Annotated in this window: 24 protein-coding genes; 13 read left to right on the top strand and 11 right to left on the bottom strand. The window is 67.7% G+C overall.

Going from position 1 to position 22,819, the window contains the following annotated elements; all coding sequences use genetic code 11:
* Window positions 1–29: 29 nt before the first annotated feature.
* Genes ACFTSF_RS23745 through ACFTSF_RS23730 form a run of 4 tightly spaced genes read right to left on the bottom strand, consistent with a single transcriptional unit; the run spans window position 30 to window position 4,024 of the window.
* Window positions 30–854, bottom strand: a complete 825-nt coding sequence (locus ACFTSF_RS23745; protein ID WP_380155839.1) for a carbohydrate ABC transporter permease — start codon at window positions 852–854, stop codon at window positions 30–32.
* Window positions 851–1,780: a carbohydrate ABC transporter permease gene (locus ACFTSF_RS23740; protein WP_380155838.1), complete on the bottom strand. Its 930-nt coding sequence runs from the start codon at window positions 1,778–1,780 to the stop codon at window positions 851–853. The genes ACFTSF_RS23745 and ACFTSF_RS23740 overlap by 4 nt, the downstream gene beginning before the upstream one ends.
* Complete coding sequence (locus ACFTSF_RS23735; protein ID WP_380155837.1) at window positions 1,777–3,069, bottom strand: extracellular solute-binding protein; 1,293 nt, start codon at window positions 3,067–3,069, stop codon at window positions 1,777–1,779. The genes ACFTSF_RS23740 and ACFTSF_RS23735 overlap by 4 nt, the downstream gene beginning before the upstream one ends.
* Before the next feature lie 4 nt (window positions 3,070–3,073).
* Window positions 3,074–4,024, bottom strand: coding sequence for a carbohydrate kinase family protein (locus ACFTSF_RS23730; RefSeq protein WP_380155836.1), 951 nt, complete (start codon window positions 4,022–4,024; stop codon window positions 3,074–3,076).
* 128 nt (window positions 4,025–4,152) lie between these two features.
* On the opposite strand from ACFTSF_RS23730, the gene ACFTSF_RS23725 reads away from it, so the two are divergent.
* The 4 genes from ACFTSF_RS23725 (at window position 4,153) to ACFTSF_RS23710 (ending at window position 7,532) form a co-directional block, all read left to right on the top strand.
* Entirely contained in the window at window positions 4,153–4,905 is a 753-nt protein-coding gene (locus tag ACFTSF_RS23725) for a DeoR/GlpR family DNA-binding transcription regulator (RefSeq protein ID WP_380155835.1), read from the top strand.
* 49 nt (window positions 4,906–4,954) lie between these two features.
* Entirely contained in the window at window positions 4,955–6,298 is a 1,344-nt protein-coding gene (locus ACFTSF_RS23720) for a 6-phospho-beta-glucosidase (RefSeq protein WP_380155834.1), read from the top strand.
* A 473-nt stretch (window positions 6,299–6,771) separates the two neighbouring features.
* Entirely contained in the window at window positions 6,772–7,275 is a 504-nt protein-coding gene (gene rpsP / locus ACFTSF_RS23715; RefSeq protein WP_380155833.1) for a 30S ribosomal protein S16, read from the top strand.
* A gap of 5 nt (window positions 7,276–7,280) precedes the next feature.
* Window positions 7,281–7,532 (top strand): RNA-binding protein, encoded by a 252-nt coding sequence (locus ACFTSF_RS23710; protein ID WP_344155841.1) that lies wholly within the window; start codon window positions 7,281–7,283, stop codon window positions 7,530–7,532.
* 48 nt (window positions 7,533–7,580) lie between these two features.
* On the opposite strand, the gene ACFTSF_RS23705 is transcribed toward ACFTSF_RS23710, so the two are convergent.
* From ACFTSF_RS23705 to ACFTSF_RS23680, 6 genes are read right to left on the bottom strand one after another with little or no spacing between them, the layout of a single operon-like run.
* Window positions 7,581–8,996, bottom strand: coding sequence for a gamma-aminobutyraldehyde dehydrogenase (locus tag ACFTSF_RS23705; protein ID WP_380155832.1), 1,416 nt, complete (start codon window positions 8,994–8,996; stop codon window positions 7,581–7,583).
* Window positions 8,993–10,606 carry a thiamine pyrophosphate-binding protein gene (locus tag ACFTSF_RS23700; RefSeq protein ID WP_380155831.1) on the bottom strand — a complete coding sequence of 538 codons (1,614 nt, stop codon included), beginning with the start codon at window positions 10,604–10,606 and terminating at the stop codon, window positions 8,993–8,995. Before ACFTSF_RS23700 ends, ACFTSF_RS23705 begins: the two co-directional genes overlap by 4 nt.
* Window positions 10,599–11,546: an agmatinase gene (gene speB / locus ACFTSF_RS23695; protein ID WP_380155830.1), complete on the bottom strand. Its 948-nt coding sequence runs from the start codon at window positions 11,544–11,546 to the stop codon at window positions 10,599–10,601. Before speB ends, ACFTSF_RS23700 begins: the two co-directional genes overlap by 8 nt.
* Before the next feature lies 1 nt (window position 11,547).
* Window positions 11,548–12,300: an amino acid ABC transporter ATP-binding protein gene (locus ACFTSF_RS23690; RefSeq protein WP_380156272.1), complete on the bottom strand. Its 753-nt coding sequence runs from the start codon at window positions 12,298–12,300 to the stop codon at window positions 11,548–11,550.
* Window positions 12,300–13,136: an amino acid ABC transporter permease gene (locus ACFTSF_RS23685; RefSeq protein WP_380155829.1), complete on the bottom strand. Its 837-nt coding sequence runs from the start codon at window positions 13,134–13,136 to the stop codon at window positions 12,300–12,302. Before ACFTSF_RS23685 ends, ACFTSF_RS23690 begins: the two co-directional genes overlap by 1 nt.
* 1 nt (window position 13,137) lies before the next feature.
* Window positions 13,138–14,019: an ABC transporter substrate-binding protein gene (locus tag ACFTSF_RS23680; protein WP_344155579.1), complete on the bottom strand. Its 882-nt coding sequence runs from the start codon at window positions 14,017–14,019 to the stop codon at window positions 13,138–13,140.
* A gap of 160 nt (window positions 14,020–14,179) precedes the next feature.
* Here ACFTSF_RS23680 and ACFTSF_RS23675 point away from each other — a divergent pair, with 160 nt between their 5' ends.
* The 9 genes from ACFTSF_RS23675 to ACFTSF_RS23635 all read left to right on the top strand — a co-directional run bounded on the left by ACFTSF_RS23675 (window position 14,180) and on the right by ACFTSF_RS23635 (window position 20,758).
* Window positions 14,180–14,767: a cupin domain-containing protein gene (locus ACFTSF_RS23675; protein WP_344155582.1), complete on the top strand. Its 588-nt coding sequence runs from the start codon at window positions 14,180–14,182 to the stop codon at window positions 14,765–14,767.
* 35 nt (window positions 14,768–14,802) lie between these two features.
* Window positions 14,803–15,357: a ribosome maturation factor RimM gene (rimM, locus tag ACFTSF_RS23670; protein WP_380155828.1), complete on the top strand. Its 555-nt coding sequence runs from the start codon at window positions 14,803–14,805 to the stop codon at window positions 15,355–15,357.
* Window positions 15,354–16,550 carry a tRNA (guanosine(37)-N1)-methyltransferase TrmD gene (gene trmD, locus ACFTSF_RS23665; RefSeq protein ID WP_380155827.1) on the top strand — a complete coding sequence of 399 codons (1,197 nt, stop codon included), beginning with the start codon at window positions 15,354–15,356 and terminating at the stop codon, window positions 16,548–16,550. Before rimM ends, trmD begins: the two co-directional genes overlap by 4 nt.
* A gap of 189 nt (window positions 16,551–16,739) precedes the next feature.
* On the top strand, window positions 16,740–17,102 hold the full coding sequence (gene rplS / locus ACFTSF_RS23660; RefSeq protein ID WP_344155591.1) for a 50S ribosomal protein L19: 363 nt from the start codon (window positions 16,740–16,742) through the stop codon (window positions 17,100–17,102).
* 144 nt (window positions 17,103–17,246) lie between these two features.
* A complete protein-coding gene (gene lepB / locus ACFTSF_RS23655) occupies window positions 17,247–17,876 on the top strand; it encodes a signal peptidase I (RefSeq protein WP_380155826.1) in 630 nt (209 codons plus the stop codon).
* Window positions 17,873–18,643 carry a signal peptidase I gene (lepB, locus tag ACFTSF_RS23650; protein ID WP_344155597.1) on the top strand — a complete coding sequence of 257 codons (771 nt, stop codon included), beginning with the start codon at window positions 17,873–17,875 and terminating at the stop codon, window positions 18,641–18,643. Before lepB (ACFTSF_RS23655) ends, lepB (ACFTSF_RS23650) begins: the two co-directional genes overlap by 4 nt.
* A gap of 56 nt (window positions 18,644–18,699) precedes the next feature.
* Window positions 18,700–19,401: a ribonuclease HII gene (locus tag ACFTSF_RS23645; RefSeq protein ID WP_380155825.1), complete on the top strand. Its 702-nt coding sequence runs from the start codon at window positions 18,700–18,702 to the stop codon at window positions 19,399–19,401.
* Window positions 19,398–19,721: a DUF2469 domain-containing protein gene (locus ACFTSF_RS23640; protein WP_012922325.1), complete on the top strand. Its 324-nt coding sequence runs from the start codon at window positions 19,398–19,400 to the stop codon at window positions 19,719–19,721. Before ACFTSF_RS23645 ends, ACFTSF_RS23640 begins: the two co-directional genes overlap by 4 nt.
* A 35-nt stretch (window positions 19,722–19,756) precedes the next feature.
* Window positions 19,757–20,758 carry a hypothetical protein gene (locus ACFTSF_RS23635; protein ID WP_380155824.1) on the top strand — a complete coding sequence of 334 codons (1,002 nt, stop codon included), beginning with the start codon at window positions 19,757–19,759 and terminating at the stop codon, window positions 20,756–20,758.
* 839 nt (window positions 20,759–21,597) lie between these two features.
* Here ACFTSF_RS23635 and dprA read toward each other — a convergent pair.
* Complete coding sequence (gene dprA, locus ACFTSF_RS23630) at window positions 21,598–22,680, bottom strand: DNA-processing protein DprA (RefSeq protein ID WP_380155823.1); 1,083 nt, start codon at window positions 22,678–22,680, stop codon at window positions 21,598–21,600.
* Window positions 22,681–22,819: the final 139 nt, after the last annotated feature.

The raw sequence follows: 22,819 nt of genomic DNA, 5'->3' as shown, positions 1-22,819 counted from the left end.
CGTACCGCTGCTGCTCCCGGTTCCGGATCTTATCCTCTGATGGCTCCCTCGGTTGCGCCCTTGATGAACTGCCGCGCGAACACGATGAAGATCACGATCAGCGGCACCATCGCCATCAGTGCACCGGTCATCACCATCGAGTAGTCGACCCCGTGCGAACGGTTCAGGGTCGACAGCGCGACCTGCAGCGTCAGGTGATCGGGGTTGGTCAGCACGACCAACGGCCAGAAGTAGTCGTTCCAGGATCCGACGAAGGTGAAGATGCCCAGGAACGCCAGCGCCGGCCGGGCCGACGGCAACGCGACATGCCGGTAGACACCCAGGAAGCCGCAGCCGTCCAGCGTGGCCGCCTCGACCAGCTCGTCGTGGATGGAACTCGAGAAGTACTGCCGCAACCAGAAGATGCCGAAGGCATTGGCTGCGGCCGGGATGACCAGCGCCTTCAAGGATCCGACCCAGCCGAACGCCGCCATCGTCTGGAACTGCGGGATCGCACCGAGCTGCGCGGGCAGCAGCATCGTCGCCAGCAGGATCACGAACAGCACGTTGCGCCCCGGGAACCGGAACTTCGCGAACGTGAACGCGGCCAGCGAGTCGAAGAACAGCACCAGCAGTGTGGTCGAGACCGCCACCACCAAGGTGTTGCCCATCGACTGGAAGAACGCGACGTTGTCCAGTACGGCGCGGACGTTGTCGTCCAGTTGCGAGCCGAGGGTGAACTTCGGCGGGAACCGGTAGATGTCCGCCGTGGTGTTGGTCGCCATCACCAGCGTCCAGTAGAACGGGAACAGGCTCAGGATGCCCGCGACCGCCAGGACGACGTGCAGCGTGACACCGCGCCACTGCCACCTCACTGCTTACCCCTTCCGCCGACCAGCTTCCAGTTGATCGCCGTGAACAGCAGCACGAGCATGAAGATGCTCAGGGCAATCGCCGCGGCGTACCCGTAGTCGTTGTTGAGGAAGGCCTGCTGGTAGAAGTACATGACGATCGTCATACCGCTCTGGCCGACGCCACCACTGTTGCCGACCATCACCTGAGGTTCGGTGAACGTCTGCAGGCCGCCGATGGTCGACGTGACCACGGTGAACAGTACGACGGGGCGCAGCTGCGGCAGCGTGATCGAGAAGAACGTCCGGGCCGGGCCGGCGCCGTCCACCTTGGCCGCCTCGTACTGCTCCTTCGGGATCGCCTGCAACCCGGCCAGATAGATGATCGTGTTGTACCCGGCCCATTGCCACACGATCATCGTCGAGATCGCGATCTTGATTCCCCACGGTTGGCCGAGCCAGTCCTGGGTCTCGATGCCGAGGGCCCGCAGTCCGGAGTTGATCAGCCCGAAGTTCGTGCTGAACACGGCCGCGAAGAAGATCGCGGCCGCGACCAGCGACGTGATGTTCGGGATGAAGTAGGCGACCCGGTAGACACTCGAGAACCGGACGGCGGAGTTGAGCATCACCGCCAGCACGAGCGCGATCGCCAGCGTCGGGACCGTGGACATGAAGAACAGCACGACCGTGTTCTTCAGGGCCAGCCAGAACGTGCTGTCCTCGATCAGGAAGGCGAAGTTCTGCAGGCCGACGAAGGTCCGCGGCGTGAACCCGTCCCACTTCTGGAACCCGAGCAGGATCGTCGAGGCCATCGGGTAGAGCCCGAAGACCAGGAACAGGATGTAGAACGGCGACAACGCCAGGTAGAACCGCCAGTACGACAGAACGCCGCGTTGGCGCCTCGTCGTCGTACGAGGCGCCTTCGCGGGTGTAGTTGCGGTCAGTGTCACTGAACGCCCTGACGTTTGCCGATCTGCTTGGCCTTCTCGACGGCCTCGGCCCAGGCCGCGTCGGAGGTCTTCTTGCCGACCTGCACCAGCTTCAGTGCGTCGGTGAACGGTACCGAGATGGCCGCGTCCAGCGGGGCCTCGTACGCGATCGGGATCTCCTTGGCCGCCGGCCCGAACACCTCGATCGGCACCTGGCCGCCGAAGAACGGGTCGGCCGCCTTCAGTTGCGGCTTGTCGTAGGCGGCCGGGGCGGCCGGGAAGATCTGCGCGTCGGCGAACGCCTTGGCCTCGTTGTCCGGGCTCAGCATGTACTTGATCACCTCGAACGCCGCCTTCGGGTCCGGCGCGTTCTTCGTGATGGCCAGGAACGAACCGCCGAAGTTGGCCGCGCCGCCCGGCGTCGGTGCGACCCGCCACTTCCCGACGCTGGTCTTCGCGGCCGCCTTGATGTCCAGCGCGACCCAGGCCGCACCGACCACGGTCGGCACCGTGCCCTGGTCGAGACCGGCGTTCCAGTCGTTCGAACCGCCGAGCGTCTTGCCGTCGACCTTGAGCGTCATCGCCTTCACCGCGGTGTCCCACGCCTTACGGATGTGGTCCTGGTCGCCGATGAACTTGTTGTCCTTGTCGATATAGCGCGACGTGCCCTGGTTGACGATCGTGCCGTACATGTCGACCGCGTCCGCGACGATGAACGCCTTCGGGTTCTTCGCCTTCAGCTCGACGCCGGCCTGCAGGAAGTCGTCCCAGCTCTTCATCTGCTCAGCGACCTTCGCCGGGTCACCCGGAAGTCCGCCGGCGGTGAAGACGTCCTCGCGGTAGAACAGCGCGGTCGGGCCGATGTCGATCGGGATGCCGAGCACCTTGCCGTCCAGCGTCGTGGCCTGCTTGACCTTCCACTCCAGGTACTGGCTGAGGAAGGCGTCGTCGGCGCCGATCGTCTTCAGGTCCACGAACCGGCTGGCCTGCGGCAGCAGCGAGGCGATGTCCTCACCCTTGATGCCGGTGATGTCCGGGATCGACGTACCGCCGCTGAACGTGGTCAGCAGCTTCTGCTTGAAGTCGCCGCCGACCTCGGAGTACTTGATGTGCTGGTCCGGGAAGTGGGCGATGGTGTCGTCCAGGACGGACTTGCCCAGACCGCCCGGCCAGCACCACAGCGCCAGGTTGCCGGTGGCGTTCTTCTTCGGCGTCGAGCCGGTGTCCATTCCGGACGAGCAGGCGACGACGGTGCCGCCGAGCACGGCTGCGAGGCCCCCAGCAAGCAGCGTTCGACGTGACAGATCCATGGTCTTACCTTCCTGAGTGTGCGCTGATCAGCGCTTCGAGGTGCCGGTCTTCGGGGTGTTCTCGCTGCCACTGGGCGAGGTCTTCCCAGCGCGGGGCGGCATCTGCGCCGCCGAGCTTGGTGACCGACAGCGCTGCGGTGAGGGCGGCGAAGCGGACCCGCTGCGCGAGCGGCAGGTCCCAGAGCGTGGCCGCGATGAAGCCGGCGGCGAACACATCACCCGCCCCGGTGGTGTCCGCCGCCGGGACTGAGAAGGCCGGTACGGCGACGCGCTCGCCGGTCCGGCCGTCGATTGCCTCGGCCCCGTGCGCGCCGTTGGAGACGACGACCACCGGGACCTTCGTGGCGAGTGACTCGAGCGCCGCGCCGGGCGACGTCGTACGGGTGTAGGCCATCGCTTCGTCCGCGTTCGGGAGAAAGGCGTCGACGTGCTCGAGCTGGTCGAGGACGGCGGGATCCCAGTGCTCACTCGGATCCCAGCCGACGTCGGCGAACACCAGACTCCCGGCGGCCTTCGCCTTGGCCAGCCACTCGTTCGGCCAGGGGCCGATGTGGGCGGCAACGGCCTTGGCCCTGGGCGGCGTACTGATGAGGTCGTCGGCCGACAGCGGGGGAGTGGTACCGCGGGTGACCAGCGCCCGATCGTTGTCATAGGCAAGGGCCACGGTGAGCGGGGTCGGCCAGTCGTCGAGCTTGCGGGACAGGGTGAGGTCGATGCCTTCGGTGCCTTCGAGTCGATCCCAGAGGCGGTCGCCGAGGTCGTCGGCGCCGAACGCGGAGGCCATCCCGGTCCTGAGGCCGAGCCGCGCGAGGGCGACGGCGAAGTTGGCGATCCCGCCGGGGGTCTCGTGTGAATCCGTCGCCCAGACCTCGGTGCCCGGCCGCGGGGGCGTGGGCAGGCCGAGCACCAGATCCTGGAACACCAGGCCTGATACGACCACGTCAAGCTCGTTCATGAGCTGTCCCACACTCCTGCAGGTCTGATCAAACTCTTGCGTGAATCTTGAACCCGACCGTCAAAGTTTTCAATACCCAATCACCTCTCTGACTGAAAATGACAGAGTTTGCGTGATACGGTCGTGATGTGTTGCCGAAGCAGCGTCAGGACGAGATCGTGCGCGCACTCCGGGCCGACGGGGCCGGAGGTGTGAAGGTGCTGGCCGCCCGCCTGGGCGTCAGCGAGGCGACGATCCGTCGCGACCTCGAGCAGTTGCACGACGAGGGCCGGCTGACCCGGGTGTACGGCGGCGCTCTCGCCGTCGACGGCGGGGATGAGCCGTTCGCCGACGTGAACGCCGTACATGCCGCGGAGAAGGACCGGATCGCGCGGCGGGCCGCTGAGCTGGTTCAGGACGGCGAGTCGGTGTTGCTCGACATCGGGACCACGGCCTTGCGCGTCGCCCAGCATCTGCACGGGCGATCACTGACTGTTGTCACGAGCAACCTTGCTGTGCTCGAAGAGCTGCAGTACGACGAGTCGATCGAGCTCATCATCCTCGGCGGTTTCGTCCGACGCAGCTATCGCTCACTCGTCGGGTATCTGACCGAGGAGAGCCTGCGGCAGATCCACGTCGACTGGCTGTTCCTGGGCACGAGCGGGGTCCGCCCCGACGGCCGCGTGATGGACAGCACGATGATCGAGGTCCCGGTGAAGCGCGCGATGATCCAGGCCGCCGACCGGGTCGTCCTGCTCGCCGACGCGACCAAGTTCCCCGGTCATGGCGTCGCCCGCGTCTGCGAACCCGGCGAACTGCATACGGTCATCACCGAGCCCGCCGCCGATGAGGCGACCCGGGCCCAACTAACAGAAGCCGGCGCCCAAGTGGTGCTCGCATGAGCCTCGCACGCGGTGCGTGCTTTCGGACGTTACGACAGGTGGGTACGGAGTGAGACTGACAATCCTCGGCGGCGGCGGATTCCGCGTCCCGCTCGTCTACCACGCCCTCCTGGGCGACCACGGCCCCGGCCGCATCACCGAAGTCACCCTCTACGACACCGACCGAACCCGCCTCGACTCGATCGCCGCCGTACTCCGCCAGCAAGCGGTCGGCGTGCTGGAACCGCCTGTGGTGACCGCTACTACCGACCTCGACGACGCATTGCGTGGTGCCGACTTCATCTTCTCGGCTATTCGCGTGGGCGGGCTCGAGGGGCGAACTGTCGACGAGCGCGTGGCGCTGGATCTCGGCGTACTGGGTCAGGAGACGGTCGGAGCGGGTGGGATCGCGTATGGGCTGCGGACCATTCCGGTCGCGACGGCGATCGCCCAGCGGATCGCGGCGGTCGCGCCGGAGGCCTGGACGATCAACTTCACCAACCCGGCCGGGATGGTGACCGAGGCGATGATCCCGTACCTCGGTGACCGTGTGATCGGGATCTGCGACTCACCCTCGGGTCTCGGCCGGCGGGCGGCGCTCGCACTCGGCGTGGATCCGGCGACCGCGTTCTACGACTACGCGGGGCTGAACCACCTGGGTTGGTTGCGCGGTCTACGGTCCGGTGGGGTCGACCGGCTGCCCGAGTTGCTGACCTCCACGGAGGAGCTCACTTCCTTCGAGGAGGGGCGGCTGTTCGGGGTGGACTGGTTGCGGTCCCTCGGTTCGATTCCGAACGAGTACCTGCACTATTACTACTTCGCGCGCGAGACGCTGGCCGCCGTACAGGCTGTCCGGCAGACCCGCGGGACGTTCCTGCTCGAGCAGCAGTCCGCGTTCTACGCCGAGACGACCCAGCACCCCGACCAGGCGCTCGAGCTGTGGCAAAAGACCCGCGCCGAGCGCGAATCGACGTACATGGTGGAGAGTCGCGAGGTCGCCGACGCCGGCGAACGCGACGAACGCGACATGGCCGCCGGCGGCTACGAACAAGTCGCGCTCTCCCTGATGCGCGCCATCGCCCACAACGAACGCGCCTCCCTCATCCTCAACGTCCGCAACCGCGGCATCCTCCACCACCTCGACGACGACGCCGTGGTCGAAATCCCCTGCACCGTCGACGCCAACGGCGCCCTCCCGCTAGCCGTCTCCCAACTGACCGACCACCAAGCCGGCCTGGTCACCGCCGTCAAAGCCGTCGAACGCTCCACCATCGAGGCCGCCACCACCACCTCCCGCTCCGCCGCCCTCCGAGCCTTCGCCTGGCACCCCCTCGTCGACTCGGTCACCGCCGCCGGCCACCTCCTCGACGCCTACACCACCCACCTCCCCGACCTCACCTACCTCCGCCCCTGACCCGCCCCTCCCCACCCCACCTCCGCCCCGCCCCGGCCCTCGCTCCCGCCCCGGCCCTCGCTCCCGCCCCGGCCCCGCTCCCGCCCCCGAAATCGCGCCCAAAGGTGGGTTGCCTGCTCTTTGTGCGCGAGGCGCGACTTTGTGTACCCACCGATCATTTCGGCGGGCTCAGAGTGGTCGGTGGGTTCCCAAAGATGGCGTGGGTGCACAAAGAGCGGCGGACCCACCTTTGGGGGGAGGGGGGCGGGAAGGGGACGGGGCGGGGACGGCGAGGTGGGTGCGGCGAGGAGTCTTGAGGGAGTGGATTGGGTGGTGGGTGGGGGTATCTGGCAGAATGGTTGGCTGAGTCCGTCCAGGTTTGTGCAGCCCTCTAACTCCACGGCCTGGCTCGGCCCATTCGAGCGGTTACTCGTTGTCCCCACGACGCCGTGCTGCTCACCCAGACATGTAATCCCAAGGGAGTTCCCGCAAACGTGGCAGTCAAGATCCGTTTGAAGCGCATCGGCAAGAAGCGTGCGCCGCACTACCGCATCGTCGTGATGGACGCCCGCAACAAGCGTGACGGCCGCGCCATCGAGGAGATCGGCAAGTACAACCCGAAGGCCGAGCCGTCGTTCATCCACGTCGAGTCGGACCGGGCGCAGTACTGGCTGGGCGTCGGCGCGCAGCCGACCGAGGCCGTCGAGGCCATCTTCAAGGCTTCCGGTGACTGGCAGAAGTTCAAGGGCCTGGAGGCTCCGGCCCCGCTGCGGGTCAAGGAGCCGAAGCGGGACAAGCAGGAGATCTTCAACGAGGCGCTGGCCGAGGCCCACGGCACGCTGAAGACCGAGGCCGTCACCGCCAAGAAGACGGCGAAGAAGGCCGCTGCCAAGGACGAGACCCCGAAGGCTGAAGCCACTGAGGCCAAGGCCGACGAGGCCTCCAAGGCTGACGAGGCCGCTGCCGAGGCTCCGGCCGCCGACGACGCCAAGGCCTGACGGTGATGGAGACCGAGGCGCTGGAGCACCTGGTCCGAGGCATCGTGGACAACCCGGACGACGTGAGCGTCCGGGCCCGTAACCTGCGCCGCGGCCGGACGCTCGAGGTGCACGTGCACCCCGACGACATCGGCAAGGTGATCGGCCGTAACGGCCGGACCGCCACCGCGATCCGCACGGTCGTCGGAGCGCTCAGCGCCGAGCAGTCGCTGCGCATCGACTTCGTCGACGAGTTCAACAAGCGGCCCCGCCGCTAGAGCTCCGCTGAAGGCCGCGTTCCCCTGGGAGCGCGGCCTTCACGCATTTCAGGACCAGGCGCTCATCACGTGCTTGAGGCGGGTGTAGTCCTCGAGCCCGAAGACCGAGAGGTCCTTGCCGGTACCGGACTGCTTGAAGCCGCCGTGCGGTAGCTCGGCCGGCAGGAGCTGGTGGCAGTTGATCCAGACCGTGCCGAAGTCCAGTTCGGCGGCCAGGCGGGTGGCGCGGCCGTGGTCGGTGGTCCAGACGCTGGAGGCCAGCGCGAGGTCGACACCGTTCGCCAGCCGGATCGCCTCGGCCTCGTCTCTGAACGGCTGCACGGTCAGTACCGGCCCGAAGATCTCCCGCTGGACCACGTCATCATCCTGCCGCGCCCCGGCGATCACGGTCGCGTCCAGGAAGTAGCCCGGTCCGCGGCCGGTGCCACCGGCCACGATCTCCGCGTGCGCGGGCAGCCCGGTCAGGAACTCCTCGACCCTGCCTTTCTGATCCGCGCTGTTCAGCGGCCCGAACGCCACCTCCGGCTCATCCGGCGCCCCCGCCCGGCTGGCCCGCGCTGCGGCGCTGAGCTCGGCGACAAACTCGTCGTACGCCGATTGCTCGACCAGCACACGTGTCGCGGCCGTACAGTCCTGCCCGGCGTTGAAGAACCCCGTGAACGCGATCTCCTCGGCCGTCCGCCGCAGGTCGGTGTCAGCGAACACCAGCGCCGGCGCCTTCCCACCCAGCTCCAAGTGGACGTTCTTGAGCGTCGGCGCGGCCGCAGCCATCACCTCGGCACCAGCCCGCGTACTGCCGGTGATCGCCACCATGTCCGGCCGCCGGTGCGTGACCAGCAGCCGTCCGGTGTCCCGATCGCCACACACCACGTTGAGCACCCCCGGCGGCAACACCTCCTGCGCCAGCTCAGCCAGCCTGATGGTGCTCCAGGGCGTCGTGTCGGCCGGCTTCAGTACGACGGTGTTCCCGGCCGCTAGCGCCGGTGCGATTTTCCAGATCGCCATCATGAGTGGGTAGTTCCACGGGGTGATCTGCGCGACCACGCCGACCGGCTCCCGGCGTACCGACGAGGTGAAGCCGGTTTCGTACTCTGCTTGCGCTATCCCGCTCAGTACCCGGGCCGCACCGGCGAAGAACCGCAACTGGTCGACGCAGGGGAGGAGTTCGAGCTCTCGCGTCGCTTTCCGCGGCTTCCCGGTGTTGCGGACCTCGCACTCGACGAGCTCATCCGCGTGCCGCTCCACCAGATCCGCCAGCCCGAGAATCGCCCGCTGCCGCTCACCAGGCGTCGTACGCCGCCAGCCCCGGAACGCCTCGTCTGCCGCCTGGACCGCCGAATCCACCTCGGCCGTGCGCGACCGAGGCGCCGTACCAATCACCTGCGCCGTGGCCGGATCAACAAACTCCATCGACTCCGCGGACGTCGTGGCCTCGCCGCCGATGACGTTGCTCAGGGTGGTCACGTGGTGCTCCCGTCGATGGCGAGATGGATCAAGGTCGGGCGGTCCGCGGTGAGCGCCTGGGCAGCGAGCTCACCCAGTACGGCGGCCGATTCCGCCTCGACGCCGTACGCACCGATCGCGCGGGCCATGGCGGGTAGGTCGGGCTGGTAGAGGTCGACTGCTTGCGGGGTGATGCCGCGGTCGACCATCTGTTCGCGGATCTCGGCGTAGCCGCCGTTGTTGACCACGACGATCGGGAGCGGCAGGCGGAGTTCGGTGGCGGTGACGAGCTCCTGGATGGTGAACATCGCGGCGCCGTCACCGAACAGCCCGATCACCGGACGTTCCGGCTGTGCGACCTTCGCACCGATCGCAGCCGGTAGGCCGTAGCCGAGGGTCGCGTAGCCGGTCGGGTACAGCAGCCGGTTGGTGGTCGTGAACGGCCAGTAGTGGACAGTCCCGTAGTACGTGACCTGTGAGCTGTCGCCCGCGACCACGGTGTCGGCCGGGAGCGCGGCTTTGAGTGAGTCCTGGATCGCCGCCCACGGCCCGGCATCCCGGTCAGCATCAGCCCGAATCGCCTTCTGCCACTCGCTCACGTGCGCGGTGTCGAACTGCTGGGTGGTGAACTGGAGCGCCCGACGCGCATCACCCACCACCGCGAGGTCAGCACGAAGGTTCTTGTGCAGCTGGTCCGGATCGACGTCGATGCGGACCACCTTGGCGGCCTGCGCGACACCACCCCACAGATCCGAGTCCCCGAGTTCGGTGCCCACGGCAACCACCAGGTCGGCCTCGGCAATCACCCGATGAGCCGCCGGCAACCGAATTGACGCCCCCAGCGCAACCGGATCCGATTCGTCGATAACCCCCTTGCCGTTCACGGTAGTCAGCACCGGTACGCCGTTAGCCGCCAGCGCGCGGATCTCCGCGGCCGCACCCCGTGCCCCACCACCCGCGATCAGCAACGGCCGCCGAGCCCCCGCAAACGCCGCCCCGATCGCCGCCACCTCACTCGCGGCCGGCTCCGCAAACCCCGCCACCCCAACCGCAGATGGTGCGGCGAACCCCGCCTCCTCAACCGCGGTTGGTCCGGCGACGGTGCGGCGTACCCACTTGCCTTCCAGGACGTCGACCGGCACTTCCAGGTGCACCGGTCGCGGGCGCCTCGAAATGAACCCGGCGAAGATGTCTGCGATGACTTCCGGCAGTTCGTCGGCGTTCTCGACGCGGATGCTTCGGTCGCAGACCACGTCCAGTGCGCCCTGCTGGTTCTTGAGCTCATGCAGCCAACCGATGTCCTTCCCGACCGTCCCCCGCGGCGGGCCTGGCGAAATCGCGAGCGTCGGGACCGAGTCGGCGTACGACGTTGCGAGAGCAGTGATCGCGTTTGTGATCCCTGGTCCCGAAGTGGTGATTAGCACGCCCGGTCCACCCGTCACCCGCGCGTACCCGTCGGCGGCGTACCCCGCGCCTTGCTCATGCCGCGTCACGATGTGCCGGATCCCCGACGATGGCAAATACCGGTAGATCTCCAGATTGTGCGTACCCGGAATGCCAAACACATGCCGCACACCCTGAGCCACCAGACTGTCCACGACGGCTGCGCCGCCCGTCACCGCCTCAGCCATCGGTCCGCGGCGCCATCGCGCTGATCAACTCGTACGCCGCATGCGCAGCCGCGATCCCAGTCACCTCAGCGTGGTCGTACGCCGGCGCCACCTCCACGATGTCCGCCCCCACCAGATTCAGCTCGGCAAAAGCCCGCAGCATCTGCAGCAACTCCCGACTGGTGATCCCACCCGCCTCCGGCGTCCCCGTCCCCGGCGCAAACGCAGGGTCCAGTACGTCGATATCCAGCGACACGTACGTCGGCCGATCACCAACCCGCGCCTTGATCCGGTCCACCGCCCCACGCCACCCATGGTCGTCGAACTGATGCGCCCCGATCACCTGGAACCCCAGCACCTGATCGTCGGTCAGATCCTCCCGCGAATACAGCGAGCCGCGGATCCCCACATGCAGCGACGCAGTCTGGTCGATCAGCCCCTCCTCAGATGCGCGACGGAACGGCGTACCGTGCGTGATCGGTGCACCGAAGTACGTGTCCCACGTGTCCAGGTGTGCGTCGAAGTGCACCACCGCGATCGGCCCGTGCGCCTCGTGCATCACCCGCAGCAGCGGCAGCGCGATCGTGTGGTCGCCACCGATCGTCAACGGCTTCGCGCCGAACCCGATCACCTCACGCACACCCGAGTCGATCTGCTGCACCGCTTCGAGAATGTCGAACGGGTTGCACGCGATGTCACCAGCATCGGCTACTTGCTGCAGCGCAAACGGCTCCACGTCCTGCACCGGGTTATAAGGACGCAGCAGTTTCGACGACGCCCGGATGTGCCCCGGCCCGAAACGCGCGCCAGGCCGATAGCTGACCCCGGAATCGAAGGGTACGCCGATCACTGCGACATCAGCGCGCTCCACCTCGTCGATCCGCGGTAACCGCGCGAACGTGGGCGGGCCGCCGTACCGGGGGATCCTGGTCGCGTCGACTGGGCCTTGGTTATCGGTCATCTCAGAGCACTTTCTGCAGGAAGGTCCGGGTCCGGGCGTGACTGGGATTGCTGAGCACCTGCGCGGGCGGGCCGGCCTCGACAACGACACCGCCGTCCATGAAGACCACCCGGTGGCAGACCTCCCGGGCGAAGCCGATCTCGTGCGTGACCACGATCATCGTCATCCCGTCGGCAGCAAGGCCCTTCATCACCTCGAGGACCTCACCGACCAGCTCGGGGTCGAGCGCGGAGGTCGGTTCGTCGAAGAGCATCAGCGTCGGCCGCATCGCCAACGCACGGGCGATCGCCACGCGCTGCTGCTGACCGCCAGACAGCTGAGCCGGGTAAGCCGCAGCCTTGTCCGCCAGGCCAACGCGGTCGAGCAGATCGAGTGCCTGCTGCCGTGCAGTCGCTCGGTTCTCCCGCTTGACGAACACAGGTGCTTCCATGACGTTCTCAACGGCGGTGCGGTGCGGGAACAGGTTGAACCGCTGGAACACCATTCCGACGTGCCGCCGGGCCGCTGCGGTCTCTCGCGGCCGCAGCTCATACTTGCGACCGTCATGGCGCCGGTAGCCGACCAGTTCGCCGTTCACACTGATCTCGCCGCCGTCGATCCGCTCGAGATGGTTGATGCAGCGCAGGAACGTGCTCTTGCCGGAACCGGACGGACCCAGCAGCGACACGACCTCGCCGGCCCCGACCGCCAGGTCGATCCCCTTCAGCACCTCGACGTCGCCGAACGACTTCCGCACGTTGACCGCCTCGACCATCATCGGAGCACTCCACGGCTCATGCGGTTCTCCAACCGGTTCTGGACGATGGTCAGGATCGTGGTCAGGACGAGGTACCAGAGACTGGCCACGATCAGCAGCGGGATCTGCTGGAAGTTGCGGCCGTAGATCAGCTGCGCGGTCGTGGTCAGCTCGGGCAGCCCGATCACCAGCACCAGCGACGTCAGCTTGAGCATCGAGATCGTCTGGTTGGCTGTCGGCGGCACGATCAGCCGGGCCGCCTGCGGCAGGATCACGCGCCGGTAGGTGATCCACGGACTCATGCTGAGCGCCTCGGCCGCCTCGCGCTGACCGGAGTCGACCGAACCGATGCCGGCCCGGACGATCTCGGCCATGTACGCCGCTTCGTTCAGTCCGAGCCCGAGAATCGCGGCCGTGAACTGGGTGATCACGGTGTTCGTCGGCCAGCTGACCAGGTCGGGTCCACCGAACGGCAGTCCGATACTGATCTGCGGTACGACGGTGCCGAGGAAGAACCAGAACAGCAGTTGCACGAGGATCGGCGTACCGCGGAAGAGCCAAACGTAGCCTCCGGCAACAGATCGCAGTACCGGGTTCTCGGACAGCCGCATCACCGCGAGGATCGTGCCGAGCACGACACCGACGAGCATCGCGATCACGGTCAGCTGCAGCGTTTTGACCAGGCCGAGCATGATCGACTTCTCGAACAGGTACCCGGCCACCAGGTCGAGCCGCAGCTTCGGCGCGGTCGCCACGAAGTGCACGAACACGGCCAGCAGGAAGACGATCACGGCGGCCGCGACCCAGCGGCCCGGATGCCGGAGCCTGACGATCGGTTCGTCGGCGGCGCTCATCTCACTTGCCCTGGTTGATCGGCGCGTCTTTCAGCGCCTGGTCGGTGAGATTCCACTTCGCCAGCAACGCGTCGTACGTGCCGCTCTCGATCACCTTCTTCAATGCGGCCTGTACGGCGTCGCGCAGCTTCGGGTTGTTCTTCGGCACCGGGATGCCGACCGGCAGGGTGTCGAACGGCTTACTCGCGATCTCGAACGCGTCCGGCGTCTGCTTCACGTTGTAGGCCAGCGTCAGGTCGAGAGCCAGTACGGCGTCCGCGCGACCGGACTGGAGTGCCTGCACCGCGCTCGCCTGATCCGGGAACGGCAGCTTGGTCAGCTTGCACTCTTTCGCGATGTCGTCAGCGGTCAGATCGCCGGTCGCGCTCTTCTCCACCGCGACCGTGCGCCCGCAGAGATCCTTCTTCTCCTTCAAACCGTTCTTGTTGCCCTTGACAACCATGAAGGTGACACCGGAGTTCAGGTAGTCGACGAAGTCCACCGTCTCCTGGCGGGCCTTCTTGTCGATCATGCTGGTCAGCGCCAGGTCGTACCGGCCGGCGTTCAGACCGCCGATGATCCCGTCGAAGTTGGTGTTCTGGAACTCGAACTTGACGCCGAGCACCTGCCCGAGCGCCGCACCGAGGTCAGCGTCGAACCCGAGCACCGTTTTGTTGTCAGCGGCAAAGAACTCCATCGGCGGGAAGCTCACTCCCGAGGCGACCCGGACAGTCCCCGCCTTCTTGATCGGGTCGGGCAGGAGCGCGGCCGCGGCCTCGTCCTTGGTCAACGTGGGAGTCGAGGACCCGCCGGCCGGGGATTCGACCGCGTCGGGTGCCGCGCACGAGGTGACGACGAGGGCCGCGGCCAGCGTGGCGGCAAGGGCGAAGCGTGGAATCCGCATGGTGAGTTCTCCCGGACGGTCGGGCCGATGTTTCGAGAATGTTTCATGACAGGCAACAAAGGTTGTCGTACGAGCATCGGGGGCGGCATGATGGGGTGTCAAGGACTCGTACTCTCTTTTTGAGTCGCGCTGTGTTTTCCGCCTGATGGAAGGACTTCCGATGCGTCCCCTGCCGGTGTCGCCCTCGAACAACGAGATCCGGATCGGCTCCCGCCTGCGGGCCGCCCGGCAGGCACACGGCTACACGCTCGACCAGCTCGCGTCCGCAGCCGGTCTGACCAAGGGCTTCCTCAGCCGCGTCGAGCGCGACGAGACCTCCCTCAGCGTCGCCTCGCTGATCACCCTGTGCGAAGTGATGAGCCTCGACGTCGGCTCACTCTTCACCGTCCCGGACGTCGCGCTGGTACGGCGCGATGGCGCACCCGCGATCAACCTCGGCGGAGCCGGTGTCGACGAGCGGCTGATGACGCCGCGCGGCCAGTCCCGGGTCCAGGTGGTCCACACCGACGCCGAACCGGGTGGAACCGGCGGTTCGGACTTCTACACGATCAACTGCGAGTACGAAGTCGTCTACGTGATCACCGGCGGCATCGAGATGCTCTTCACCGACCGCCGCGTCCAACTGTCCGCCGGCGACGCGTTGACGTTCCCCGGCGGCGAGCCGCACACCTGGGTCAACTCCAGCCCCACCGAACCCGCCGAGCTCATCTGGGTCCTGACCCCTGCACCCTGGAGCGGCAGCGCCTGAGACACTGTGTCGTTGTCTTCTGAGAGGAACTAGCGGTGCTGGTGATTGTCGGCCGGATCGGCCGGGCGCATGGGATCAAGGGCGAGATCGGCATGATCGTCCGCACGGACGAGCCCGACCTGCGGTTCGCGGACGGTGCGAAGCTGGTCACGACCTCCAAGCCGCCGCGGACGCTCACCGTGGACTCCAGCCGTTGGCACAGCGGGCGGCTGCTGGTGAAGTTCGTCGAGTCGCCGGACCGGACCGCTGCGGAGCTACTGCGGAATTTGGAGGTCCAGGCCGAGATCGGCGAGGATGAGCGGCCGGAGGACCCTGAGGAGTTCTACGACCGCGAGCTGATCGGGCTGAAGGTTCGCACCACCACTGGTGACGAGGCCGGTGAGGTGATCGACGTGGTCCACCTGCCGTCGCAGGACCTGCTGGAGATTCGCCGGCCGGGTGGCAACGCCGTACTGGTGCCGTTGGTTGAGGAACTGATCCCGGAGATCGACCTGGACGCTAAGTACGTGACGGTCGCGGACCGGCCGGGCCTGCTCGACCCTGAGGGCGCAGAGGTGGTTCCGTCGGAGCCGGGAGACGCGGGCCGATGAGGCTGGACGTTCTCACCATCTTTCCGGAGTACCTGGCCGCACTGGACGTTTCGCTGGTCGGCAAGGCCGCGCAGAGCGGACTGCTCGACGTACGGCTGCATGACCTGCGCGAATGGACCTACGACCGGCACCGCACCGTTGACGACACCCCGTACGGCGGTGGCGCGGGCATGGTGATGAAGCCGGAGCCATGGGGTGAGGCGCTGGACGCGGTTGCGCCGCCCGACGGCCCTACGCAACCCCGGCTGATCGTGCCGACGCCCGCCGGGCGGCCGTTCACCCAGGCGCTCGCGTACGAGCTGGCTGAGGAGCCCTGGCTGGCGTTCGCGTGCGGGCGGTACGAGGGCATCGACGCCCGGGTGGCCGCGTACGCCGGGGAGCGGATGCGCGTCGACGAGGTGTCGATCGGCGACTACGTGCTGAACGGCGGAGAGGTCGCCGTACTCGTGATGGTCGAGGCAGTGGCCCGGCTGCTGCCCGGTGTGATCGGCAATCCGGAGTCACTGGCCGAGGAATCGCACTCGGGCGACGGACTGCTCGAGTACCCGGTCTATACGAAGCCCGTGAGCTGGCGGGGGCACGACGTACCGGACATCCTGCTGTCTGGGAACCACGGCAAGATCGCCGAGTGGCGGCACGAGCAGTCCGTCAGCCGCACCGCGGAGCGCCGTCCGGACCTGCTGGCCGCGTGGGGCGACGTACTGGCCGGCAAGGACGAGGCCGATGCCGTTCGGATCCTCCCCGCCACGGCCGGCGATGCGGGGGAGATCCACACGCTGCAACTGGCTGCCTTCCTCTCCGAGGGACGCCTGTACGACGACTACTCGATCCCACCGCTGGTCGAGACGGTCGACGCGGCGGCTGAGCGCCTCCAGCAGGGAACCGTCCTCAAGGCGGTCGCGGGCACCCGCATCGTCGGATCGGTTCAGCTGACGGTCGACGGCTCGGTGGCCTACATCGGCCGCATGATCGTGGCTCCCGACTGGCAGGGCCGAGGGCTGGGCAACCGCCTGCTGAAGACCGCCGAGAAGCTCGCCCCGGCAGAGGTGACGACGTACGAGCTCAACACCGGCGGGCTCAGTGAGCGGAACCTGGCCGTCTACAAGAAGGCCGGCTACCGGGAGTTGCGGCGCGAGGCGCAGACCCCGAAGGTCGACCTCGTCCACCTCGCGAAGCGCCGCCGCCGGAAGTGACCGCGATCACCCTGCGTGGCCGGGTCTAGCTGATTTCGTCACGGTGTGGGGCATGTGGCAAGATTGTCTGCTGCTGCTCTTTCGGTGCTCCTGCCACAGGGGGTGACCACCGATCTGGCAGCTTTTCGATGAACTTCACCAACCACCTTCGCGGGTGACCTGTGGCACGCGCGAGAGAAGAGACACCTGATGAGCAACATCCTGAACGAGCTCGACAACGCGAGCAAGCGCGACGACATCCCGGCCTTCCGCGCCGGTGACACCGTGAACGTGCACGTGAAGGTCGTCGAAGGCAACCGTTCCCGCGTCCAGGTGTTCAAGGGTGTCGTGATCCGCCGCCACGGTGGTGGCCTGCAGGAGACCTTCACGGTCCGCAAGGTCAGCTTCGGCGTCGGCGTCGAGCGCACCTTCCCGCTGCACACCCCGATCGTCGAGAAGGTCGAGGTCGTCACCCGCGGCGACGTCCGCCGCGCCAAGCTGTACTACCTGCGCGAGCTGCGCGGCAAGGCAGCCAAGATCAAGGAGAAGCGGGACAACGTCCCGGCCTCCTGAGCCACGTAACGACGACGGTCACCTATGGCGCCGAGCACTGCGACTCGCGCTCGCCCGCGCTCGGCACCCCGCAGGGCTCGTCGCAGCAAGGGACGTCACCGCAGGCTGAAGCAGCGGAATCCGCTGCTCAGCCTGCTGACCGAGATGACCACCGTGACGGTGCTCGCACTCGTCATCACGGTGGTGCTGCGGCTGTTCGTCGCAGAGGCGTTCTACGTGCCGTCGGAGTCGATGTACGACACGCTCACCAAGGACGACCGGATCCTCGCCGAGAAGATCAGTTACCTGCATCGCGACGTCGACCGCGGTGACATCATCGTCTTCAAGGACCCGGCGAACTGGCTGAACGAAGCGCCGGCCACCCCGGGCCCGTTCCGGCGGATCGGTGAGTTCGTCGGCATCATGCCGCGCAGCGGTGAGGGTCACCTGGTGAAACGGGTGATCGGGCTGCCCGGTGACAAGGTGATCTGCTGCGACCGCAACGGCCTGGTCACGGTGAACGGGATCGCCCTGGACGAACGCGAGTACCTGCTCAAGGGCGCACACCCCTCCGACATGCCGTTCAATGTCGTCGTACCACCCGGTCATCTCTGGGTGATGGGCGACAATCGGGCCCAGTCGGCGGACTCCCGTGCCCATATGGGCGGCCCCGGTGGCGGGTTCGTCCCGATCGAGAACGTGGTTGGCCGGGCCTGTTGCGTAATCTGGCCGTCTGACCGGATGACGATGCTGCGTCCTCCGGAAACCTTCAAGAAGCCGGGGCTGAAGAAGTGACCGATACACCGACGAAGACGGACGCCGCCAAACCCGCCCATCGTTCGGGCTTCGCGGCTGCCGCCCGCGAGTTCGTGCTGATCGTCGTCGGGGCGCTGATCGTCTCCTCGATCCTGCGGGCGTTCGTCGGCCAGATGTTCATCATCCCGAGCGAGTCGATGGAGAACACGCTGCTGGTCGGTGACCGGGTCGTCGTAGAGAAGATCACCGACGTCAAGCGCGGCGACGTGGTCGTCTTCGAGGACCCGGGCGGCTGGCTCGGCGCCGAGGAGAGCGGCCAGAAGCGCGGCTCGATCGGCCGGTTCTTCGAGGTCGTCGGTCTGCTCCCGGACTCCAGCCACGGTCACCTGATCAAGCGCCTGATCGGGATGCCCGGCGACAAGGTCGAGTGCTGCGACACCAAGGGCCGCCTGCTGGTGAACGGCCAGCCGCTCGAGGAGACCAGTTACCTGTACCCCGGTGACGCCGCCTCGCAGATGGAGTTCCAGGTGACGGTCCCGGCCGGCCGGATCTTCGTCATGGGCGACCACCGCTCCGCCTCCGGCGACTCCCGCGTACACCTGCAGGACGTCGACGCCGACGGCGGCAACCCCGGCGACGCGGCCTTCGTCCCGCTGGACAAGGTCACCGGCCGCGCGATCCTGGTCGTCTGGCCGGCCGGCCGCTGGGCCAAACTCGGCGTACCGGACACCTTCAAGGCCGTCCCCGCCGCCGCGGGCCCGCCACCGGCCAAGCCCTCGATCTCCCTGACCCCGCCACCCAAGTAGCGCCCGCATTCGTCGGTGGGATTGCCTAGGGTGGTCTGTGTGATGCGGAGGCTTGGATGAGCGTGTTGCCCCGGGGGAGCACGGTACGCCGTGACGCCGGGCTCTACGGGTATGAGCGAGCGCTGCGCCGGGTCGGCCTGGACCCGATCGCCGGCGTGGATGAAGCCGGCCGCGGACCGTGCGCCGGCCCGCTGGTCGCGGCCGCGGTGATCCTGCCCGACGGCAAGCGCGGTCAGATCCCCGAGTTGGCCGATTCCAAGTTGCTCACCGCCAAGGCCCGCGAGCGCTGCTACGAGGAGATCCGCAAGCGGGCCGTGGCCTGGTCGGTGGTCTCGATCGAGGCCCCGGAATGCGACCGCCTCGGCATGCACGTGGCGAACCTCCAGGCGCTCCGCCGCGCCCTGTTCCGCCTCGACGTCCGCCCGTCGTACGTGCTGACCGACGGTTTCGGCGTCGACGGTCTCGGCGTACCGGGCCTGGCGATCTGGAAGGGTGACCGCGTGGCGGCTTGTATCGCCGCCGCATCCGTGATCGCCAAAGTGACCCGGGACCGCGTGATGGAACACTGGGACAAGGAGTACCCGCAGTACGGTTTCGCCATCCACAAGGGCTACTGCACCCCCGAGCACCAGGCGGCACTGGACGAATACGGCCCGTGCCCACAACATCGACGGCGGTTCGAGAATGTCCGCCGCAGTCTGCGGCCCGATATGGGACAGAATGTCACCAGTCCCACCGGAGTGGAGAGCAGTCGATGAGTGCTGATGATCTCGAGAAGTACGAGACCGATATGGAGCTGCAGCTCTATCGGGAGTACAAGGACGTCGTCGGGATCTTCAAATATGTCGTAGAGACCGAGCGCCGCTTCTACCTGTGCAACGCCGTGGACCTCAAGGTCCGCACCGAGGGTGGTGACGTCTACTTCGAGGTGACGATGGCCGACGCCTGGGTCTGGGACGTCTACCGTTCCGCCCGCTTCGTCAAGAACGCCAAGGTCGTCACCTTCCGCGATGTGAACATCGAAGAACTGGCCAAGTCCGACCTGGAAGTCCCCAAGGACTCAGACTTCGGCCGCTGACCCCGCGAACACCCGCCGCCCCGGGAGGTTCTGACGTGAGCTACGTCTACGTGATGCCTGCGGACCACGAGCCGCAGCGGCAGGTTTCCACGTCACACCACCGCACCGTCGAGCGAACGCCGCTCGGCAAGGTGCTGCGGTGGGTGGCCGAGAAGTCGGTCAACGAAGTCCTGGACGCCGTACTGCGTCTGTTCCTCGAAGGCGGTTGGCCCGTCCGCCTGGCCGGCTCGATCGTCACCGGAGTCGTCGCGGCATCAGTCGTGTGGCTGGCGTCGGGCACCGTCCTGTCCACGCTCCTGGGGTCAGTCACGGCCACCGCAATCGGCGTCGGCGCTGCCGCCGGACTCGCAATGGGCTTCAGCGGCGGTCTCCTCGCGGGCGCCGGCGCCGGTTGGCTGCTCGCGATAGCTGCCGAGTCAGTCAGCACCGAACTCACCAAAGACCGCCTCGGCCTACACGTCGCCACCTGGATCGCCTGGTCCCTAGCCGCCCTAGCCGGCGGCCTTGCCGGCTGGCTGGTCGGCCGCCTGACAGACCTAGCCGAACGCCACTCACCCACCGCCGGCCGCGCAATCCGCATCCTGGGCTACCTCCTACTGTTCGCAGCAACCGCAGTCGTCCTAGTCCGAACCGGCACCTCCACCGCCTTCTGGAGCACCCTAGAGACCCCCGCCGAAGCAGTCGGCCGCCAATCCAACGCCTTCGCCCTAGGCATCGCCGCAGGCATCCTCAGCGGCCTAGCAGCCGCCACCTACCTCCGCTGGCTCCTCCCCACAACCAGCCGAACCCACCAACCGCACCCCAAACCCGGCCGGATCCGACCACTTCCCACGCCCGGCCCCTTTCACCGACGCCACCTCCCCCTGGCCCAAGCAGTCCTAACAGCCCTGACCATCACCCTCGCCGCCAACGACCCCACCCCAGCCAGCAACCTCCCGACAACCGCCGTACTCATAGCCGCCATCTGGACCCTCCCCTGGACCCTAACCCTGGCAATCCACGCCACCACCCACCTCCACCACCGCCTCACCCCCTGAGCCCCCGCGTGAGCTCCTGAGCCCGCGACGTCACCCGCTGAGCCCCCCGCCTCACCCCGTAAGCCCGCCGGCTCACCCGCTCGCGTCACCCCGTCATCCCCCCGCGTCACCCCGTAAGCCCGCCGCGTGAGCTCCTGAGCTCGCGGCGTCACCTGCCAGGCCCGCTGCGTCGCCCGCTGAGCCCCCGCCGCGTCCACCCAGGCGCCTCCGCGTCACCGCCTGCGCCCCCGCGTCACCCCCTGCGCCCCCGCCTCGCCCGTGATTCCCCCGCGTCGTCCCGTGAGCCCGCGGCGTCGGCTCCTGAGCTCGCTGAGCCGCCGCGTCACCCCGCGAACCCGCCGCCTCACCCCCTGAGCCCCCGCGTCAGCTCCCGAATCCGCGGCGTCGCCTGCCGTGGCCACCGCGTCGTCCGCTGGGCGCCGCGTCAGCTGCGGGGCCCCGCAGCCTCGACCGCTCAGCCCGCCGCTTCACGCTGAGCCCGCCGGTTCACCCACGACCCCACAGGATGGGGTGCGACTGCCAGGTCGGGTGTCGCCCCACGACCGACGCCCCGGCAAGCGACTACCTCATGTCCCGAGCGGCCGATCTTCCGACGGACAGGAGGTATGGCTCTGCGTAGACGGCGTTGCCCGCGGGGAGTTGGCGGGTGGGCGGCTTCGTGGGCGTATACGTCCTGTTCCTACGCAGATCGGCGGGCGCAGCAGAACGTTCGTACGCAGATCGGCGGGCGCAGCAGAACGCCCGGCCGACGGTGGGCCGGGCGTGGTGCGGTGCGTCGGGGTGCGGCGTACCGGGGTTGGGACTCGGTGACCTCGTCGTCGGAGGTGACGCCGGTCGGCTCAGTCGGCTGGTTGGCGGGTTAGGCACCAGCCGGTGGCGCTTTGGTGGACGAGGTTGAGGGCGGTTAGGGCTTCTAGGGCGTCTTCGGTGGTGGGGAGGTCCAGGCCGGCTGTGGTGGCTATGCGGTGAGTGGGGGCTGGGGTTTGGACGGGGACGGCGTCGAGGGTGCGGCGGAGCTCGTGGGACAGCTCGTCGAACGGGGTTTTGGGGGAGTGCCGGTACGAGGTCAGCCCGGTGCCCAAGGGTGAGACCGCCTCGATGATCTCGGGAACATCCGTGACGAGCACGGCGTCTCGCTCGCGGATCAGCAGGTGGCTGCCTTCAGACATGCGGGACGTGATGGGGCCAGGAACCGCCATCACCGGGCGGCCGCACTGCTCGGCCCAGCCTGCGCTGTTCAGCGCTCCACTGCGGACTGCTGCCTCGACGATCAGGGTGCCTTGGCTCGCGGCGGCGATCAGGCGGTTGCGAGCGAGGAACCGCAGCTTGCTCGGTGAACACCCCGGCGACAACTCACTGACCACGAGCCCCTGCTCGACAATCCGGCTGAACAACGCCGAATTGCTCCGCGGATAGCTCTTATCCACCCCACACGCCAACACCGCGACGGTCACACCGGCGACGGACAGAGCTCCCCGATGAGCAGCCGCGTCGATCCCGTACGCCCCGCCCGACACCACGGCGTACCCCTTGCCCGACAACCCAGCCGCCAACTCGCCGGCAACATGCGACCCGTACGACGAACAGGCCCGGGCCCCGACAATCGCGACCGACTGCTCAAGCGCCTGCCGCAGGTGCGCCGGCCCCCGCACCCACAACCCGAACGGCACTCCAGCCCGCCGGCTCAACTGTCCCGCCTCGGCCAGTACCTCCACCTGCTCGGGCCACTCGTCGTCTCCCGGAATCACGAACCGCGCACCCACAGCCGCCGCCCGCTCCAGATCCCGCTCCGGCTCCACCTTGGCCATCCGCGTCACCCATCGCTCCGTCCCCACCTCCTGACGTCGCAACCGCTCCCACATCTCCACCACCCCAACCCCCTCGAACACCTTCAGCGCCGCCAGATCCCCTGGCTCGATCACCCGCCCCAACCCCACCCGAGCCAACCGCTCCGCGTCCCCGCCACCCCCAACCCCAGCCCGAGGAACCCCGTCCGCCGACCCACCCCCGCCAACTCCAAACTCATCGACAAAACGGCTCTGGGTAGTGGTTGGTGGGGCG

Source organism: Kribbella sp. NPDC056951, assembly GCF_042674205.1.
GTDB classification, from domain to species: Bacteria; Actinomycetota; Actinomycetes; order Propionibacteriales; family Kribbellaceae; genus Kribbella; species Kribbella yunnanensis.
The sequence above is the reverse complement of the archived record's forward strand: the minus strand, read 5'-3'. Positions and strand labels throughout refer to the sequence as shown.